The sequence below is a fragment of the Phenylobacterium sp. genome, assembly GCF_030681155.1.
Classification (GTDB): domain Bacteria; phylum Pseudomonadota; class Alphaproteobacteria; order Caulobacterales; family Caulobacteraceae; genus Phenylobacterium.
The window spans coordinates 1-18,404 of record NZ_JAUXXE010000029.1 but is presented as its reverse complement, the minus strand read 5'-3'; the positions used below and the strand labels follow the sequence as shown (position 1 = coordinate 18,404).

Annotated in this window: 16 protein-coding genes, 1 tRNA gene, 2 rRNA genes and 1 pseudogene; 10 read left to right on the top strand and 10 right to left on the bottom strand. The window is 62.3% G+C overall.

Going from position 1 to position 18,404, the window contains the following annotated elements; all coding sequences use genetic code 11:
* Positions 1-69 precede the first annotated feature (69 nt).
* The 4 genes from Q8M13_RS06115 to Q8M13_RS06100 form a co-directional block, all read right to left on the bottom strand.
* Positions 70-822 (bottom strand): OmpA family protein, encoded by a 753-nt coding sequence (locus Q8M13_RS06115; protein WP_305298894.1) that lies wholly within the window; start codon positions 820-822, stop codon positions 70-72.
* Positions 819-2,771: an anti-phage ZorAB system protein ZorA gene (gene zorA / locus Q8M13_RS06110; protein WP_305298893.1), complete on the bottom strand. Its 1,953-nt coding sequence runs from the start codon at positions 2,769-2,771 to the stop codon at positions 819-821. Before zorA ends, Q8M13_RS06115 begins: the two co-directional genes overlap by 4 nt.
* Positions 2,772-2,931: 160 nt before the next feature.
* Positions 2,932-4,437: a DNA recombination protein RmuC gene (locus Q8M13_RS06105; protein WP_305298892.1), complete on the bottom strand. Its 1,506-nt coding sequence runs from the start codon at positions 4,435-4,437 to the stop codon at positions 2,932-2,934.
* 83 nt (positions 4,438-4,520) lie between these two features.
* Positions 4,521-4,787, bottom strand: coding sequence for a DUF3892 domain-containing protein (locus Q8M13_RS06100; protein ID WP_305298891.1), 267 nt, complete (start codon positions 4,785-4,787; stop codon positions 4,521-4,523).
* A 247-nt stretch (positions 4,788-5,034) separates the two neighbouring features.
* Between Q8M13_RS06100 and Q8M13_RS06095 the strand changes: the two genes are divergently transcribed.
* The 5 genes from Q8M13_RS06095 to Q8M13_RS06075 are packed head-to-tail and all read left to right on the top strand — an operon-like array spanning position 5,035 to position 12,489.
* Positions 5,035-5,802 (top strand): WYL domain-containing protein, encoded by a 768-nt coding sequence (locus Q8M13_RS06095; protein ID WP_305298890.1) that lies wholly within the window; start codon positions 5,035-5,037, stop codon positions 5,800-5,802.
* A gap of 5 nt (positions 5,803-5,807) precedes the next feature.
* Positions 5,808-7,343 carry a class I SAM-dependent DNA methyltransferase gene (locus tag Q8M13_RS06090; protein ID WP_305298889.1) on the top strand — a complete coding sequence of 512 codons (1,536 nt, stop codon included), beginning with the start codon at positions 5,808-5,810 and terminating at the stop codon, positions 7,341-7,343.
* Complete coding sequence (locus tag Q8M13_RS06085; RefSeq protein ID WP_305298888.1) at positions 7,340-8,518, top strand: restriction endonuclease subunit S; 1,179 nt, start codon at positions 7,340-7,342, stop codon at positions 8,516-8,518. Before Q8M13_RS06090 ends, Q8M13_RS06085 begins: the two co-directional genes overlap by 4 nt.
* Positions 8,519-8,521: 3 nt before the next feature.
* The gene (locus Q8M13_RS06080; RefSeq protein ID WP_305298887.1) at positions 8,522-9,034 is read left to right on the top strand and encodes a hypothetical protein; all 513 of its coding nucleotides are present in this window, start codon (positions 8,522-8,524) and stop codon (positions 9,032-9,034) included.
* Complete coding sequence (locus tag Q8M13_RS06075) at positions 9,034-12,489, top strand: DEAD/DEAH box helicase family protein (protein ID WP_305298886.1); 3,456 nt, start codon at positions 9,034-9,036, stop codon at positions 12,487-12,489. Before Q8M13_RS06080 ends, Q8M13_RS06075 begins: the two co-directional genes overlap by 1 nt.
* A 270-nt stretch (positions 12,490-12,759) precedes the next feature.
* Here Q8M13_RS06075 and Q8M13_RS06070 read toward each other — a convergent pair whose 3' ends face one another.
* Positions 12,760-13,065, bottom strand: a complete 306-nt coding sequence (locus tag Q8M13_RS06070) for a hypothetical protein (RefSeq protein ID WP_305298885.1) — start codon at positions 13,063-13,065, stop codon at positions 12,760-12,762.
* Positions 13,066-13,319: 254 nt separating this feature from the next.
* Here Q8M13_RS06070 and Q8M13_RS06065 point away from each other — a divergent pair, with 254 nt between their 5' ends.
* Positions 13,320-13,628, top strand: coding sequence for a hypothetical protein (locus tag Q8M13_RS06065; RefSeq protein ID WP_305298884.1), 309 nt, complete (start codon positions 13,320-13,322; stop codon positions 13,626-13,628).
* Positions 13,629-14,057: 429 nt separating this feature from the next.
* On the opposite strand, the gene Q8M13_RS06060 is transcribed toward Q8M13_RS06065, so the two are convergent.
* The gene (locus Q8M13_RS06060; RefSeq protein ID WP_305298883.1) at positions 14,058-14,654 is read right to left on the bottom strand and encodes a hypothetical protein; all 597 of its coding nucleotides are present in this window, start codon (positions 14,652-14,654) and stop codon (positions 14,058-14,060) included.
* Positions 14,655-14,727: 73 nt separating this feature from the next.
* Between Q8M13_RS06060 and Q8M13_RS06055 the strand changes: the two genes are divergently transcribed.
* The 4 genes and pseudogenes from Q8M13_RS06055 to Q8M13_RS20975 form a co-directional block, all read left to right on the top strand.
* Positions 14,728-14,952, top strand: coding sequence for a helix-turn-helix domain-containing protein (locus tag Q8M13_RS06055; protein WP_370869963.1), 225 nt, complete (start codon positions 14,728-14,730; stop codon positions 14,950-14,952).
* Positions 14,953-15,055: 103 nt separating this feature from the next.
* Positions 15,056-15,889: a hypothetical protein gene (locus Q8M13_RS06050; protein WP_305298881.1), complete on the top strand. Its 834-nt coding sequence runs from the start codon at positions 15,056-15,058 to the stop codon at positions 15,887-15,889.
* 25 nt (positions 15,890-15,914) lie between these two features.
* Positions 15,915-16,130: a hypothetical protein gene (locus Q8M13_RS06045; protein ID WP_305298880.1), complete on the top strand. Its 216-nt coding sequence runs from the start codon at positions 15,915-15,917 to the stop codon at positions 16,128-16,130.
* A gap of 1 nt (position 16,131) precedes the next feature.
* A pseudogene (locus tag Q8M13_RS20975) lies at positions 16,132-17,157 on the top strand (recombinase family protein); the annotation flags it as partial.
* 11 nt (positions 17,158-17,168) lie between these two features.
* Here Q8M13_RS20975 and Q8M13_RS06040 read toward each other — a convergent pair.
* From Q8M13_RS06040 to Q8M13_RS06025, 4 genes are all read right to left on the bottom strand, one after another.
* A complete protein-coding gene (locus tag Q8M13_RS06040; protein ID WP_305298879.1) occupies positions 17,169-17,435 on the bottom strand; it encodes a hypothetical protein in 267 nt (88 codons plus the stop codon).
* Positions 17,436-17,674: 239 nt separating this feature from the next.
* Positions 17,675-17,751, bottom strand: a tRNA-Met gene (locus tag Q8M13_RS06035).
* Between the two features lie 58 nt (positions 17,752-17,809).
* A 5S ribosomal RNA gene (rrf, locus tag Q8M13_RS06030) occupies positions 17,810-17,924 on the bottom strand.
* An 85-nt stretch (positions 17,925-18,009) separates the two neighbouring features.
* Positions 18,010-18,404 (bottom strand): 23S ribosomal RNA (locus Q8M13_RS06025); the annotation flags it as partial.

Sequence of the window (18,404 nt, the reverse complement as noted above, 5' to 3'; positions counted from 1 at the left end):
GCTCGGGAGCCTTCGCCTTTGCTCTGCCAAGCAGGTGAGCCGGATCGGCGAGAAGTCTGGCTAGGACGGTCACGAGCCAGCCATCCCGGCCTCGACCTTGCGATATTCCTCTGTCGGCGGCGTGCGCATCACGATGCGCAGGTCGATGCGGCGGTTCTTATCCTTGGCCGCGAAATCACCATCGGCGGGCCGGTCTGAACCGTAGCCGCTGACGCTCAGGACCGGCACACAACGGCCCGTTTCCCGTTTGGTGCAAACCTGGGCCAGTCCGCCGTCGGCACCCTTCAGGCGCCGATAGACATTGGCAGCGCGCTTGGCGGAGAGATCAAGATTGTCGACCATACCAAGACCGCTGAAGCCGTCGGTGTCCGTGTGCCCTTCGATGAACAGCGATTCTATCCTGTGCGGACTGGGGCTACAGACGCCCCTTGTGAGCCGGATGACCGTCGGTGCCTCGTCGGTGTAGCAGGGGAGCACCGCACGCAGGCTTTCCGCGAGGGAGACAACCTTTGGCCAGCCCTCCACCTTCACGTCGGATTGGGCGCTGTCGAACAGGACGTTGTCCTTGAGCCGCAGGACGCTGCTGTTTTCCTCGATCGTCACCGCGACACCGCGTCTCTCAAGCTCCTCCTTCAATTCAATCGCGATCTTGGCACGCGCTTCATTGACGTCTTCAAAGCGTGAAATAGTCGTGCTGAATTGGAGCACATAGTACATGAGGAGGATGATAAATATGAATATCATCCCGACCATCATGTCCGTCATGGACACGAAATAGTTCTCTTCCTCGACGGTATGCTCATACGCCTCCTCCGCATTCATTCAGCGGCCTCCAGCGTCGACTTTTTTCTTTCATCTACATACTCGTCGAGTGCGCCAGCATATTCTTCAATCGCAGTCGCGGTGGTCGATAACTTTGACACCGCAGCCGCCATTTCGGAGTCGAAGCTCTGGGCGAAGCGGCGGAACTCGTCAAAGCTATCGCCGAGCGTTTGGCCGAGCTTCTCTGCTGTCTGAGCGAGAGCTTTGTCGACACCTTCGAACCGTGCGCGGTAGTCGCGCCACGCCGTCTCAGCGGCCGACTGCGTTTCCTTGATGCCATCTGCCAGAGCACTGAGACCGCGCAGTGTGTCGGCGTTGGTGTCGCGGCTCGTGGTGATGGCGCGGGCTATGCTTGACGCCGCTTCGTTGACGGCCAGGGCGGCCTGCGCAACGGGTGCCGCTGCGGTGGAGAAGCCCTTTACGGCGTCGCCTAGCGACGTCGCTGCTGTCTTCGCCTGTCCGGTTACCCCGTCCATTGCCTCGGCCGTCCGGGCAGCACTGTCGCCGCTACGAACGAAGCCTGCTGAGGCGCGCTCGATACTCTCGGCCGCCTCCCCTACCGCCTGCGCAAGCCCTAACGCGGCTCCACGGAGTGCATCACCGCCCTCCTCCAGGGCCGTGCGGAAGGTGCGCTGGCTCTCAGCGACGCCTTCTGCCAGTGCGGCACCGACCTCCCGCTGCATCGTCTCCGCAGCCTGGGCGCCAGCTGATTGCAAAGCCTTGACCGCGTCGCCGACGGCCTCGGCTGACCTCGCCTGAGCGCTCTCGAGGCCACTCAAGACTCGTGTCAGCGCTTCGTCCTGAGTGCGCGCGACCGCTTCGCCTTGCTCTGCGAGCTTGCCGCCCATGCCATCGACGTTGGCGACCAACCTGTCGAAGGCCTCGCGGATAACTGTGGCCGCCTGAGCAAAGTCCGAGCCCGCAGCGCGTATCTGTTCCGCCGCATGATCACCCGAAGCTCCAACCGAGGTGGTCATCGCATCAAGTCGTTGGCTGAGACTTGCGAGGGTATCGCTCAGGCCTTGCAGCTGCTGGCCGCTGACGTCCGCGATGGCCTTGGCCGCCTCACTGCCGATGCCTTGAGTCACCGCGGCCATGTTCTCATTCAGGGCCGTCAACGACGACGCCATCGGAGCGAAGGCCTGGGTAACGCCCGCGTTGATCCGGTCTGCAAGCTGGAAAGCGACATCCTGATTGAAGAACTTCAGTTGCGCGGTCTGCTCGCGCAGCTCGGTCAATTGTTCGGCCGCCAGCCGCTGCGGCGGCACATAAAGCAAACCGCGCTCGAGTAATGCACAGATCTCTTCTGTTTCAGCGTTGACCTTGCGCGCCAGGCCCTGCTCCGCGAACCGCAGCCACAACGACGCGCCGATGCCGCCTATCGAGGTCAGAAACTTCGCAGAAGCGACGGTTAGCAAGAGCGTCAAGGCGATCTGCGCCTTGCTCGGATCACCCATGTTGCCGGCGGCCGTATGCAACGCCACCACCAACCCGATGAAGGTCAGGATGAGGCCGACGGCGACGAAGACGTTCGACGCAAAGGCCAGGTCAGTCAGGCGGGGCGCAGCGCGATGAAAATAGGTGCCGGGGCGGATGGTGTTTCGGATCGGCGAAACGTTTTCGTCGATGATTGACTCATGGAACTCTCGCCAAGCCTGCACCAGCGCATGTGCCCCTGGTTGTTCAACGTCGAGAGCCGCCGCCACATCGAGGTAGTTGCGGCCGAAGGCCTCACGTTGATCGACGACTTCCGTTGAATCGCCTAGGGCGGTCCGCAGCGCGCTCACCCGTAATCTCGCCGACTTGAGATAGGGCCCGACCCGCCGGTGCGCTCGGAAAACGAGTGCGCCCGCCCACATAAACATCAGGATCAGAACACAGAGCGCGAGCCAGGGTCGCCCGTAGACAACCTCCAACCCCGCCAGAATGAGATCCAGAATCTGTTCCACTTACGCCCCCACGCTCTGGGGGCGAGCCGGACGGATGGCGTCGAGGCGCCCCCACACTCCGACTTCCCTCCAGTGATCAAATTTACAGCAAAAGCTCAACTATAATTTGTAGTTAGGGCGAGGCGCCCGTACCTGATGTAGGAGCTCCAGTTGGCTCGCCCTACGCGGCGACGTCTTCGTCGCTTTCTTCACCGCCAAGGTCTGGCAATGCCTCGAAGACATCGGCCCCGATAGGCAACTCTACCGACTCTACATCACGCAACTTGCGCTCAACAGCGCGCGTCCGCTTGCCTGCCTCGGTGACCGTATTCTGCGCAGTCGCGAGTTGCTTGCTCAGCTTGTCCCAGACATCGCCGTACTTCTTGAACTCCGCCTTGGCGGCGCCCAGCACCTGCCAGACCTCGCTGGAGCGCTTTTCGATCGCCAGAGTGCGGAAACCCATCTGCAGGCTATTGAGCAAGGCCGCCAAGGTGGTCGGTCCCGTCAGCATGACCCGGTATTGAGCCTGCAGCTCGCTGCACAGACCCGGTCGGCGGATGATCTCGGCGAAGAGCCCCTCCGTCGGTAGGTACATGATCGCGAAGTCTGTCGAGTACGGCGGATGCACGTACTTCTCGGAGATCACCTTGGCCTGTGCCCGAACGGCCCGCTCCAGCGCCAGCCCCGCTTTCTCTGCGTCTTCCGCCAGTCCGGCGTCCTGAGCGACCAGCAGCCGGTCATAGTCTTCGTGCGGGAACTTGGCGTCGATCGGAAGGTAGAGCGCCATGTCATCGCTCTTGCCAGGCAGCCGGACGGCGAACTCGACGATTTCGCCGGAATCAGGCCGGATGCGGACGTTCTTCTCATATTGCTCGGGCGTCAGCATGTCTTCCAGCAGCATGCCCAGCTGCATCTCGCCCCAGCCGCCCCGCGATTTCACATTGGTCAAGACGCGCTTCAGATCGCCTACGCCGGTCGCGAGGCTCTGCATCTCGCCAAGGCCCTTATGGACCAGTTCCAGCCGGTCGCTGACCAGCTTGAAGGACTCGCCCAGACGGGCCTCCAGCGTACCCTGCAGCTTCTCGTCGACCGTGGCGCGCATCTGCTCAAGCTTGGCTTCATTCTCCTTGCGAAGCTGGTCCAGGCTAAGGACGAGCGCTTCGCGGATTGCATCCTGCTTCTTGTCGTTGGCTTCAGTGAGGGCCTGGATCTTCATGGCCATGCCGTCCAGCGCCTGCTTCTGCAGCTCCCGCGCCGTGTCCTGAGCCTTCTGGAGCCGTTCGGCGAGATCCTTCATAGCCTGGTTGGTTTCGCCAAGCCGCGTGGTCTGGGTGTTAGCGAAAGCGTCGGTGGCGACGACCAGCGCCTCTTCAAGCTTGGCCCGACCGTCGGAGGCTTCCTGACGCATCGCCGACAGTTGCTCGCCCTGCCCCTGAGCGAAAGTCGCCAACCGAGTATCGAGGCCTTGTTGATGCGTCGATAGCGCGTTGCGCAGTTCGTCGCGCAGCAGCTTGCCCTCTTCACGCCCGGTGCTGGGGATGTCCCGCATTCCCGTTTCAAGCACGGCCAGCTTGGCCACGACTTCCGGGTCGGCTTTCGGCCCCGGTTGGCGTCGGAAGAAGCTGAGCGTCGCGAACAAGCAGGCCAACACAGCCGCGATGGTGGTGATGATCATGAGAGGGAGCATTTGGGGGGCGTCCTGACCGGCTAAGTCTTAGAAGTGGCGAGCGACGGCCGCGGGGGCGCAAAGCCCCCACGGCTTTTGATCGATCAACGGCACTCGGGCAGGGCCAACAGATTGTTGTTCCACTGCTTGTCGGCGTAGGTCTGAACCCACTGGTTAGGCGCATTGCCGTTGACGCCGATCTCAGCGCGGACCCCATTCGTCTTCGTGTAGAACGTGTGGATACGCCCATTGATGAAATCGACGACTTGCTGGCGGCTGTACTTGAACCCCGCCCCGCCGAGATAAGTGATGCCCTGGTGGGGGTCATTGCGCGGAGTCTTGTTGATGCAGGTGACTTGAAGATCAGACATTTCGCATTCGCCTTTCGCGATGGAGCCGTTGCGGAATTGACCGCAGCGGTCGGTGGGAATAGTATTTTTATGGATATAGTTTTTATACCCGTCAAGTTTCTATTCTGGTTTGGTGCGCACGATGATGGCTGGCGATGGTGCAAAGATGCGGTGGGGGGCGGAGCAGCGCCTTGAATTCATTGAATTTCGGGCCTTCTGGGAAGGGGGCGTAAATCGTTCGGAGATCACTGACCGCTTTGGGGTCTCAGTGCCTCAAGCGTCGAACGATCTGAGCCAGTACCGCGAGCTTGCGCCTGCGAATCTGCACTACGACGCCAGCGCCAAGCGCTATGTGGCGACGCCGGAATTCGCGCCGCGCTTCCTGGCTCTCAGCGCGGATCGCTACCTGTCGCAACTCCGAGCCAAGGCCGAGGGTGTCATCAGCCTGGACGAGACCTGGATCGGCGTCGCGCCCGACGCCCAGGCGATGCCCGTGCCTGCGCGGCGAGTTGATCCTCTATTGTTTCGCGATCTGCTGACAGTGATGCGAGAAGGCGCATCGATCGAAGTCCAGTATCAGTCAATGAGCCCACGCCGGCCGGACTCGTTGTGGCGACGGATTACACCGCACGCCTTTGGCTCCGACGGTCTGCGGTGGCACGTGCGTGGCTATTGCCACTTAGACGGCGACTTCAAGGATTTCATCCTATCACGCTGGCGGGCCCTGCGAGACAAAGCTTCGGCTGGCGCATCGGCCGCCGCTGATCAGGATTGGACCGAGACCTTCAGCGTGGAACTGCGGCCCAATCCCGCCCTGTCCGCGAGCCAACAGGAGGCGGTGGCCTGGGAGTACGATATGCCCAAAGGGCGCAGCGCGCTGTCGGTGCGCAAAGCCCTACTCTACTATTTGAAGAAGAGGCTGCGTCTGGACGTGGCCACCGATTCGCCAGCCGAGACACCGGTCGTAGTGGCCAATCGAGATGAGTTTGAAATCGCCTTGGCCAGCGCCAAGGGCGAAGTGCGTGGGGGCATTTGATGCTGGTGGGCGAGATCAGAAATCAGATCGACGGCATCTGGAACGACTTCTGGTCGGGCGGCGTCTCCAATCCGCTCAGCGTCATGGAGCAGCTGACCTATCTGCTGTTCATCAAGCGCCTGGACGAGCTGCAGACGGTCGAGGAGCGCAGGGCCGAGGCGCTGAAGAAGCCCATCGAGCGACGCATCTTCCCCGAAGGCGCCGATGACGACGGCGAGCCCTATGACAATCTGCGCTGGTCGCGATTCAAGGGGTTAGAGCCGCGCGAGATGTACCGGATCGTAGATCGGCACGTCTTCCCGTTCATCCGCGAAAAGGTCGCCGCCGAGGGCGCGGTCGCCCGGCACATGAAGGAGGCCCGCTTCGCCATCCCGACGCCAGCCCTGCTGGCCAAGGTGGTGGACAAGCTCGACCACGTGGCGATGGCCGATCGGGACACCAAGGGCGACGTCTACGAGTACATGCTGGGCAAGATCGCCAGCGCCGGCCAGAATGGCCAGTTCCGCACCCCGCGCCACATCATCAACCTGATGGTAGCTCTGATGGAGCCCAAGCCCGGCGACGTGATCTGCGACCCCGCCGCGGGCACTTGCGGCTTCTTGGTCGGGGCGGGCGAATATCTACGCGACAAGCATCCGGAGATCTTCCGCGACGCCGCCGCGCGCCAGCACTTCCACGACAAGGCCTTCCACGGTTTCGATTTCGACCCGACCATGCTGCGGATCGGCTCGATGAATATGATCCTGCACGGCATCGAAAATCCGCTGATCGAGGCGCGCGACAGCCTCAGCGAGGACATCGCCGGCGAGAAGGACAAGTACGATCTGATCTTGGCCAATCCGCCGTTTGCGGGCTCGCTGGACTATGAGCAGACGGCGGCCGACCTGCAGCGCATCGTCAAGACCCGCAAGACCGAGCTGCTGTTCCTGGCCCTGTTCCTGCGCCTGCTGAAGGTGGGCGGCCGGGCGGCGGTGATCGTGCCCGACGGCGTGCTGTTCGGCTCGTCCAAGGCGCACAAGGAACTGCGTCGGATGATCGTCGAGGACCATAAGCTGGACGCGGTGATCTCCCTCCCCTCGGGTGTCTTCCGTCCCTACGCAGGTGTCTCGACCGCCATCCTGATCTTCACCAAGACCGGCGTGGGTGGGACCGAGAACGTCTGGTTCTACGACATGAAGGCCGACGGCTGGTCTCTGGACGACAAGCGCCAGCCGCTGTTAGCGGAGGACCGGCTGGGCGTCGCCCCGGCCGTGGACCTGGCGCAGGCCGAGCACGACAAGAACAACCTGCCCGACCTGCTGGCGCGCTGGGCGGACCGCGACGCCGCCGAGTCGGAGCGCCCGCGCACGGCCCAGAGCTTCTGCGTGGCCAAGGCCGATATCGCCGGCGACGGCAGCTACGACCTGTCGATCAACCGTTACAAGGAGACGGTGCACGCGGCTGTCGAGCACGACAGTCCGGCGGTGATCATCGCGCAGCTAAGAAAGCTGGAGGCGGAGATCGCCGAGGGCTTGGTCAAGCTTGAGGAGATGGTGAGGTGAGCTGGACCTCGGCAGCGCTCGGGGATCTATTTGAGATCGCGCGGGGTGGTTCGCCCCGTCCAATTGCAAACTATCTCACAGAAGCGGACGACGGGGTTAACTGGGTATCGATCAGCGACGCAACCGATAGCGCGAAATACATCCGGTCAACTAAGCGCAAGATCAAACCAGCAGGAGTGTCGCGCTCACGCGTCGTAGCGCCGGGTGATTTCTTGCTAACAAACTCGATGAGCTTCGGGCGACCCTATATTATGGCGACCTCAGGCTGCATACACGATGGATGGCTCTCGCTCAGCCCGAAAACAGCGGGCACCGACCCCGACTATCTGTTTCAGGTTCTGAGCAGTCCCTACACCTATCGAAAATTTGAACGTCTCGCCTCAGGCGCCACGGTCAAGAACTTGAATATCGATCTGGTCAGGGGTGTGGAAATCCCCCTCCCTCCACTCGACGAACAACGGCGGATCGCGGCGATCCTCGACCAAGCCGACGCCCTGCGCCGCAAGCGGCGGGAGGCGCTTGCGTTCGCAGGAACGCTCAAACAAGCGCTTCTTGAATGTATGCTAAACCACATCTCCCATCTAGAGAGCAGTTCTGTTCTCCTCGCCGAACTCGTTAGACGAGGGGATAAAATAAACTATGGCGTAGTTCAGCCAGGCGATGATTTCCAAGACGGCGTCAGCCTCGTTAGGGTGGGCAACATCGTCGATGGAGATTTCCGATCGGGCAGCATGAAGCAAATCGACCCGAAGATCGAAGCCCAATATCAACGCTCTCGCCTGAAAGGCGATGAGATACTCGTCGCCTGTGTCGGCTCTATTGGATCAGTTGCAATTGCATCTCCGGAGCTCGCCGGGGCAAATATCGCGCGCGCGGTGGCTCGAATCCCATCTGATCCAATGAAGATCAATCGTGAATATCTCTCGGAATATCTTAAGAGCGAAGCATGTCAGCGCTACTTTATTTCTGAAACGAGGACAGTAGCGCAGCCAACTCTCAATATTAAGCAGCTCTCCGAGACACCTATTCCGCTCCCGGCAAGCGGAGATCAGGAGCGCTTCTCTCAAGACGTGGCTCGTATCGACGCCTTGATAATGCAGTCTCGGGAAAGCTTGAAATACCTCGACGCCCTCTTTGCCTCCCTCCAGCACCGCGCCTTCCGGGGGGAACTCTAAGTCATGGCGCCCGCGACCCACGTCCTGACCCTGCCAGGCCCGATGCTGCGTCGCGGCTTCTGGCTGTATGTCTGGCGGGTCGAGACGCCGACGGGCGAGCTGCTCTACGTCGGCCGCACCGGCGACAACTCCAGCCCGCACGCCAATGCGCCCTATACCCGCATGGGCCAGCATCTGGGCAAGGTCACCACCCAGAACGCCCTTCGCAAACACCTGGACAAGCGAAGCATCGCGCTGGATGCCTGTACCTTCCACCTGGTCAGCCACGGTCCGCTCTATGACGAGGTGGCCAAGGCCGACGGCGCGACCCGCGAGGCCCTGATGGCGGCGCACGTGCCGCTGCGCGACATTGTCGGCGCCATGGAAAAGGCCCTGGCCGACGACCTCGTCGCCGCCGGCTACGCGGTGCTCAACACCGTCAACTGCAAGTGGCCGCTGGCCCCCGCCCTTTGGGCGCCGGTGCGTGCGGCGTTCGCCGAGCACTTCCCGAAGATTAGCCTGAAGGCGGTCGCCTGATGTCCCAGTTCGCCTTCCTGGCCGCCGAGTTTCTACAGATTCATGCGCTGGCGCTCCGTGTTGAGGGCATGGCGCGCAGCGACGCGCGAGGAGCGTGTTTCTATGCTCGCCTGACTCTGGAAACCATGGTCGACTGGCTCTATCGCCATGAGGCCAACCTGCGGTCGCCCTATGAGTCGACCTTATCCGCCCGCATCCACGAACCGACCTTCAAGGCGCTGGTCGGCGCGCCCCTCCTGACCAAGGCGCGCGCGCTCAAGGACCTGGGCAACCGCGCCGCGCACGAGTCGAAGACCGTTCCCGCCGCCGACGGTGTGGCCGCGGCGCGTGAGTTGTTCCACCTGTCTTACTGGCTGGTGCGCACCTACGCACGGGGCGAGAAGCCATCAGGGACATTGACCTTCTCGGCCGACGCCCTGCCGCTGAACCTGGCCGTGCCGGCCGAGCGGCTGGATCAACTGAACGCGGCCGCCGCGCGCTTCGTCGAGGCGGTCCGGGCGCGTGAGGCCGCCGAAGCGCAGGCCCGCGCCAGCGATGAGAGCCGAGCCACGCTGGAAGCCGAACTGGCCCAGCTTCGTGCGGAGGTCGCTGCCGCCAAGGCCGCCAACACGGCGCGCGCCGACGACCACGACTATAACGAGGCTGCCACCCGCGACCTCTTCATCGACTTGCTCCTCCGCGAGGCCGGCTGGTCTGTCAGCGCGGGCAATCTGGAACTAGAAGTTCCTGTCACCGGAATGCCCAACAGCCCCGGCCAGGGCTTCGTCGACTATGTGTTGCGGGGTGATGATGGCAAGCCGCTGGCCGTTGTGGAGGCCAAGCGCACCAAGAAGGATCCGCGCGTCGGCCAACGCCAGGCCGAGCTCTACGCCGATTGCCTGGAAGCCGAGTCCGGCCAACGCCCGATCGTCTTCTACACCAACGGCTACGAGCACTGGATCTGGGACGATCGTCGCTATCCACCGCGCGCCATCCAAGGCTTCCTCACCAAGGACGAGCTGGAGCTGGCGATACGCCGCCGAACGACCCTGCGTCCGCTCTCCAGCGCCGCGATCGATGCTGAGATTGCAGGACGCTATTATCAAACCCGCGCCATCCGCCGGGTCGCCGAGACCTTCGAAAAGGACAAGCAACGCCGCGCGCTGCTGGTGATGGCGACGGGGTCAGGCAAGACTCGGACGGTTATCGCCCTGGCCGACCTCTTGATGAAGGCCAACTGGGCGCGGCGCATCCTATTTCTGGCAGATCGAAAAGCGCTGGTGAACCAGGCCGCGGGGGCCTTCAAGAAGTTCCTGCCCTCGGCCTCGCCGGTGAACCTGATCTCGGATCGCACCTCGACCGGCCGCGTCTATGTCTCGACCTATCCCACCATGATGGGGCTGATCGACGGCAAGGAGGGTGGTGAGGCGCGGCGCTTTGGCCCCGGTCATTTCGACCTAATCGTCATCGATGAAGCCCACCGCTCAGTCTATCGGAAGTATGGCGCGATCTTCGACTATTTCGACAGCCTGCTGGTCGGCCTGACGGCCACGCCCAAGAACGAGATCGACCGCGACACCTACGGCCTGTTCAACCTGCAACGTGGCGTGCCAACCGACGCCTACGACCTGGACGAGGCGGTGGGCGACAAGTTCCTGGTTCCACCGAAGGCCGTTGCCGTGCCGCTGCGGTTCGAGCGCGAGGGCATTCGCTACGATGACCTTCCCGAAGACGAGCAGGAAGCCTGGGACGCTGTGGAGTGGGATGAGGACGGCAACGTTCCCGCCGTGGTCGAGCCCGCCGCCGTCAACAAGTGGCTGTTCAACGCCGACACGGTCGACAAGGTGCTTGAACACCTGATGACCCATGGTCAGCGCGTGGCGGACGGCGACCGCTTGGGCAAGACCATCATCTTCGCCAAGAACCAGGACCACGCCCGCTTCATCGTTGAGCGGTTTGACCTCGCCTACCCCAACCTGAAGGGCTCCTTCGCCCGAGTGGTGATCTCGGGCGACTCCTACTCCCAGACGCTGATAGACGACTTCTCCCAGCCAGACAAAGCGCCGCACATCGCCGTCTCTGTCGACATGCTGGATACAGGCATCGACGTGCCCGAGGTAGTCAATCTGGTCTTCTTCAAGATCGTTCGCTCAAAGGCCAAGTTCTGGCAGATGATCGGCCGCGGCACCCGGCTTTGCCCCGACCTGTTCGGGCCTGGCGTGGATAAGGCCTACTTCTCGGTTTTCGACTTCTGCCAGAACCTGGAGTTCTTCAACCAGAACCCCGACGTGACCGATGGGGCGCTCGGCGCATCGCTGAGCCAACGTTTGTTCGCGGCGCGCGTCGAACTGATCGGAGCGCTCGACGGCCTGCATCCTCCTGGGCGCGCGGGCGTCTTCCCCGAGGGCCAGAGCTGGGTGCTATCGGTTGCGGAGGGTGATGGCCTGCACGATGAAGTTCGAACCTTGCGCGAAGATCTCGCTAGTGGCCTACGCGACATCGTCGGCGGCATGAGCCTGGACAACTTCCTGGTTCGGCCAAAGCGGCGACTCGTCGAGAAGTATGCCGCTCCCGAGGCTTGGTCTCGGCTCGGGCTTGATGACCAGGCAGAGCTGATCCATGACTTGGCTGGTTTGCCGTCAAGTGTTTCTGATGATGACATCGCCGCTAAACAGTTCGACGCCCTCATTTTAAGAACTCAGCTCTCGGTCTTAAGGGCGGAGGCGAGCTTCGCCGGACTGCGGGACAAGATCGTCGCGATCGCGAACTTGCTCGAGGAGAAGGGCAACATTCCGATGGTGGCCAAGGAACTGGCGTTCATCCAGGAGGTGCAATCCGACGACTACTGGCAGGACGTGACCGCGCCGATGCTTGAAGTCGTGCGCCGTCGACTGCGCGCGCTGATCAAACTGATCGAGATCAAGAAGCGACCGATCATTCGCACCGACTTCGAGGATGAGATCGGGGCAGGGACCGAGATCGAACTGCGCGGCACCAGTGTCGGCGCTGACATGGATCGGTTCAGAAGAAAGGCGCAGCACTTCCTGCAAGAGAACGCCAGCCACCTCGCCATCTTGAAGCTGCGCCGCAACGTGCCCCTGACGCCTACGGATCTGTTGGAGCTGGAACGCATCTTTGTCCAGGCCGGCGTCGCCGAACCCGAGGATATCGTCAGGCTGCAATCTGAGGGCGGTCTTGGATTATTTATCCGGTCTCTGGTCGGCCTGGATCGTGAGGCCGCCAAGGAAGCCTTTGCCGCATTCATGGAAGGGCGAGCCCTTTCAGCGAGCCAGATCGAGTTCTTAAACACGGTCATCGACCACCTCACGGAGCGGGGGCAGATGGACCCAGGCCTGCTCTACGAAAGCCCGTTCACCGACTTCAATCCACTCGGAGTGTCGGGGCTTTTCAGCCTCGTCGATACTGACGCTGTTATCGCAATTCTGGACGATGTGAAGAAACGGGCGGCCGCCTAAGAGCAATAGAGGTGCCGACTGCCTTCAGATGAGCACCTGGGTAGGGGAAGCTCGGTTCGCCACGTCAATTGTCTCTGATGCTGCGGCTGTAACGGACGAGTAGTTTTGCGTCTCCAACAGCGAGGAAATGCACGCGGCAGCGCCTTTGCCCGCAATGGCTGCGTTGATTTCAGAGATCGCGGTGTATCTAACGCACGAAGCCACCAGGCGAGGCGGGGGGATAAGTGCGGCGCGCAGCGGGTTCGACGACGCATCGCACCCGCGGCAAGATCAGACTTCTGCAGTTGTCGGGGGCGGCGGCAGCGGCATGAAATGGGTGGGCGGCTCGCTCCCCCAACAGGCGCGCTGATCATCGCGGCCGATCCAATCCTCAGCGTCGAGCGTGCCGACCCAGATCACCCAGCCATGTTCGTCCTGCCGCGCGAACAGGTACCAGTCATCAAGTTCCTGCAAGGTTTGGTGGGGCTGATCTCCCCATTGGTTTCCAGTGAACGGCGCCTCAGAGATCGGACGCCACATGGCATGCTTCAGCGGCTCTGAGTGGGGCTTCCGAGCGCGGCCGGCTTCATCCGTCATGACATTCTCCGAGGCGAGGCAGCACATAAGACTGGGTTGAGGCGTACCATGCGATTGGCAAATAGCGCCCCATCGGAGCGTACGCTCGCGGCGATAGCGGCGCGCATCTGAAGTTCGACCCACAGGCGGCCTGCCGGTGCCTCACCACATTTAGGCAGCTGCAGGTTGTTGTGTAGCCCGTCCGGCACAACACGCTCTCGTCGCGATTGATCGAGAATTCGCACAAATCATGGGCCTCACCAGAAGGACCTCAAATGTTCACTTTCCCGCAATTTACTCAGCATCACCTTGCCTTTGGCAGGCTCTCGTTCAGCCCGCAGGCGCAGGCCGTGACGACCGAAGCCGTTTGCATCTTTGAAGCATTCCCGCGCGAAATGTTTGAGGACTTTCGCGAACAGTTTGGGGTGGAGGCGTTCTATGATCATCTCGTCGGTTCGAAGATCTGCATTCCGACTGACACCCTCCGTCCAAAATCTCACGAAGCGAGGGATTTTCTCGAGTACGAATGTCGTGATTTCTTTCTCGAATATGCCGTCTTTATCGGTGAGCCGCCGCTCATCTGAGCGGCCGACCTGTAGACTTCCATTTTGAGACCAAAGGCGCTCGCAGAGGCATGCTCTGCGAGCGCCTTTTCTTTCGATCGCTCGAGAGACCTGCGGCGGTCCCGCGCCCCCGCGGGGCAGCCACCAGAGTGCCAATCTAGAACGCCAGTGCGGGTCTATCCCCACGGCAGCTAGCCTCTGCAACTCAAGCTCGAGGCTAATATGCTTGCCGCCGAGGATCCGGCGGACCGCCTTCTCGTCGCCACCCATTAAGCGACCCAAAGAAACTCGGCTGAGGCCCTCGGCCTGAGCCGTCGCCTCATCCAGCCCCCCTTGGGTGATCGCCTCGGGGATGTCAGGGGAACAGACGAGCAAGTCGTCGGCGTCCTGAGCCTCTAAGCGCAATATAGGTCAGGCGTCGTGGGACTGAGCTAGAGGGCACGCGCCATTCTAGTCATTCTGACCGAGATTATTGGCCAAAAAGGTCCCCTTCTTGATCCAGCCTTCGCCCTGCACCCACACATGAGCCTTCCGCATTTCGGCAAGCCGCGCCCGCCTCTCCCTGTTCACCCGAAGGGTGCGGATCTGTCCCTCGACGGCGTGTATGACGTCGTCAAACGTCCATTCAACGCGATAGAAGCCGCCAGCTAGGATCGTTGGGTCGGTCCCAATGACATGGCCATCGAGCCCGCATAGTTCACCGGTGTGGAGGTCCACCTCGACGTTGACCGACGGACCTGTGACTTCCCATCGATCACCGTCCACGTCGGTGGGAGTCACTTGGCAACCGAGCGCCTCAAGCTGACGCCGCACCTGTGGCCACTGCCGCTTTCGCTGGGCAGCGATAGCCAACTGTTCTCCAATCTCATCGGCCTCCGCGGCGGAGCGCATTGCTTCGATGGCGGCGATCCACTGATCTGCGGCGATGCCAGCCGAAAGCACCTCAGGGGTCGGCTCCCTTAGCGCCGCGAGCGCGTTCCGAGCTGCCAACCGCGGTTCGTCTTCCTGATCGAGCACCCTCAACAGCCGACCGTACATCCCAACCATAGGCCCGCTCCTCACGGCGCAACGCAAATAGGGACTATATTCCCTAGAGCCTATAGGCCCGATCAGCGCCGTTATGGCAATGGATTGGCGCACTGTCTTTGGCGAGAATGTTCGGAGGCTTCGCCGCGACCGGGCCATGACGCAGGAGCAGCTCGCGTTCGAGGCGCACATCGACCTGACCTATGTGGGCGGGATCGAGCGGGGGCGACGAAATCCAAGCCTACTGGTGATCGGGCGCTTAGCGGCAGCGCTTGGGGTCACCCCGGCCGACCTAGTGACGCCAGCTAGACAAAACTGACAGTCCAGTTGTTGTGCGGGCCGCCCGGCACAACCACAGGCCATCGCGAACGCCGAGACAGTCGTGATCAGTTTCTCAGCACATTTTGCCGAGGAGATCCGACATGCCCCACCCCAACCGCCGTTCGCTCAGCGGGCACGACGACGGCCCCACCAAGCTGAAAAAGGAGCTCTGGCGCTGGGGCGAGGCCCAAACCGAGCTCAAGCTCGGCGCCAAGGCCTTCCTCAATCTTCTGACCAGCTACGCTGACGAAGAAGCGCGCGTGTACGTCTTCAGCCCCCGTTTCCAGAAGCTCATGAATGCGAGCCCGCGGACCATCACGAACTATCTGCGCAAACTCGAGGACGAGGAGCTGATCGTGAAGACCGAGGATCGCAGGGTGATGCCCCGCGCGCGGTTGCCGCTGTATCGGCTCGCGCCCAACGACACCATCATCACGATGTTGGTGGTGGGCTCGGAAAATCCTGCGGATCTGGAGGACGGTGGGAAGGCCGGGCAGGCCAGCAACTTGGCCGGCCAGGTCAGCAGCCCAGGCGATCAGCCCAGCAAAATGAGCCGCGCATATAAGAATAACTCTAGAAGCCAAACTGATATTCAAACGGACGCCCCGGCCCGCAGCGGCGGAAACGCCGGGCCGGGCGTCCAAAAGGTCGAGGCCCGCGAACACTCCCGGGCGGCCCGCGCGGTCCCGGCCGGGCCCATTCGCATTCCGCCGCCTGCCAAACCCCATACCGCTGATGTTCCGGAGTGGCTGCGGACGGACCTGATCCAGGCGCTCGGCGAGGACTGGGCGGCCTCAAACTTGGAGGGTTGCGGCTGGATGGAGAAGCCTAACCAGCTCTACGTCCCGAGTTCCAAAGCGCACCAGATCTACCGCGACGCCCAGCATGTTCTGGCCAAGCACAACGTCAAGGTTGTGGTGCGCGGTGGCCGCTAAACCGTTTCATAGCGCCGGCCAGCCCATGCAACCGCCGCCGAAGAAAGCCGACCGCTTCATCCGCGGAGCGAACGATAACGCCGCCGCCGGCGAGGCCTGCGTCACCGACGTCGGCGCCGCCCTCCCCGCCCAGGATCTCACCGACGAGGAGCTGGCGATCCTGCAGCCGCTGATCTCGGCGCTTGCCAGGCTGGCAGCGAAACGTCTATCGGCCACGACCATTTCCTGGGGGGAGATCTGAGATGCGCGTCGCGCTTTACGCCCGCTACTCGTCGGACCTGCAAAACGAGCGCTCGGCCGAGGATCAGTTTGGGGCGCTGCGCAGCGTCGTCCAGGCCCGCGGGTGGCAGGAGGTCGCCGCCTTCGCCGACCGCGGGATCTCCGGCGCGGCGCTCGCCAACCGGCCCAGCGTCCAGACCCTGCTCAGCGACGCCGAGCGGGGTCGGTTCGACGTGGTGCTGACCGAGGCCCTCGACCGGATCTCCCGCGACCAGGAGGGCACGGCGCACATCTTCAAGCGCCTCAGCTTCCATAACGTCGAGCTCCACACCCTCTCCGAAGGCCGCATCTCGGAACTCCACGTCGGCCTCTCGGGCACCATGAACCAGATGTTCCTGGTCGAGCTCGCCAAGAAGACCCGCCGGGGGCTGGTGGCGCGGGTGAAGCAGGGCTTTTCGGGAGGCGGCCGCTGCTACGGCTACGACATCGTCGAGACCGGCGTGCTCAGCATCAACGAAGAACACGCGCAGGTCGTGCGGCGGATCTTCCGCGCCTATGCGAGCGGCGCGTCGCCCAAGGCCCTGGCCCACGCCCTCAACGCCGAGGGCGTAGCCGGGCCGCGCGGCGGCGCCTGGTCGCCGACTGCAATCTATGGCGATCGCCGCGCCCAGGACGGCATCCTCTGCCAAGAACTCTATGTCGGTACGCGGGTGTTCAACCGTCGGCGCTATCGCAAGCATCCGGAGACCGGCCGCCGCAGCTCGGTCCTCAACCCGCAGTCGGAGTGGATCCGCGAGCCGGCGCCGCAGCTGAGGATCATCGACGACGAGCTGTGGGCCGAGGTCCAGGCCCGCCAGGCCCAGGTTTCCGCCGCCCCTGCCTCGCACGCCCGCAAGCCTAAGCGGCTGTTGTCGGGGCTGATGAAGTGCGGCCTGTGCGGCTCCGCCATGACCTTGAACGGAGGCAAGTACGCCTGCAGCGGCAATCGCGAGCGCGGGACCTGCAGCAACGGCAAGATCATCGCGGCGCAAACGGTCGAGCGCCGGGTGATTGAAGGTATTCACAACCATCTGCTGGCGCCGCGGGCGGTGGCGGGCGCGCTGCGGGACTTCCAGCAACAGGCCGACGCCGAGCGCAAGGAGATCCTGGCCAGTCGCGCGCCGATCGAGCGCGAACTGGCCGAGATCGAGCGCAAACTGGCCCGCGCCCGCGACATGTTCATGAACGAGATGATGGAGATGCCCGAGCTGGAGGCCCTGACCTCAGGCTTGAAGGCCCGGAAGGCCGCGCTCGAGCGGAAGCTGGCGTCCGTCGAGACCCCGAGCAAGGTCGTGCCGCATCCAGCGGCCGCGGAGGTTTATGGCCTGCTTTCGCAGCGGCTGCATGAAGTGTTTGAAGGGGAAGATGGGGAGGAGATTGTCGGCGAAGTTCGGAAGCTCATTGAGCGCGTCGACTTCAAGCCGTTGGCCGGCGTCGGAAAATTCGATCTCGAGGTGCACGGCAAACTAAAGGCCCTGCTCGGTGTTACCGAGAGGGCCTCAAGATCCTCAACGTGTGAGGTTGTAGTGGGTGCGGGGACAGGATTTGAACCTGTGACCTTCAGGTTATGAGCCTGACGAGCTACCGGGCTGCTCCACCCCGCGGCAAAGCTATGGGTTAGTTATCGTGATTGAAGGGTTGGACGTTTCATCCGTTTGGTAGACCTGGCGGCGACCTACTCTCCCGTGCCTTAAGACAAAGTACCATCGGCCCAGAGAGGCTTAACGACCGAGTTCGGAATGGGATCGGGTGGGGACCTCTCGGCAAAACCACCAGGTCAACGAAACGGATGAAAAACGAGAAGACATCAGATCTGCTAGTTTAAGCAGATCAACAAAGCACAAACATAAGTTTTGATAAGAACGATCAAGCCGATCGAGCGATTAGTACCAGTAAGCTGCATGCCTCGCGGCACTTCCACACCTGGCCTATCAACGTGGTGGTCTACCACGGCTCTCGGCGAAGCCTTGTTTTGAGGTTAGTTTCCCGCTTAGATGCTTTCAGCGGTTATCTATTCCACACTTAGCTACCCTGCTGCGCGGCTGGCGCCACGACAGGTCCACCAGAGGTGTGTCCATCCCGGTCCTCTCGTACTAGGGACAGATCCTCTCAAGCTTCGTACACCCACGGCAGATAGGGACCAAACTGTCTCACGACGTTCTGAACCCAGCTCACGTACCACTTTAATCGGCGAACAGCCGAACCCTTGGGACCTGCTCCAGCCCCAGGATGTGATGAGCCGACATCGAGGTGCCAA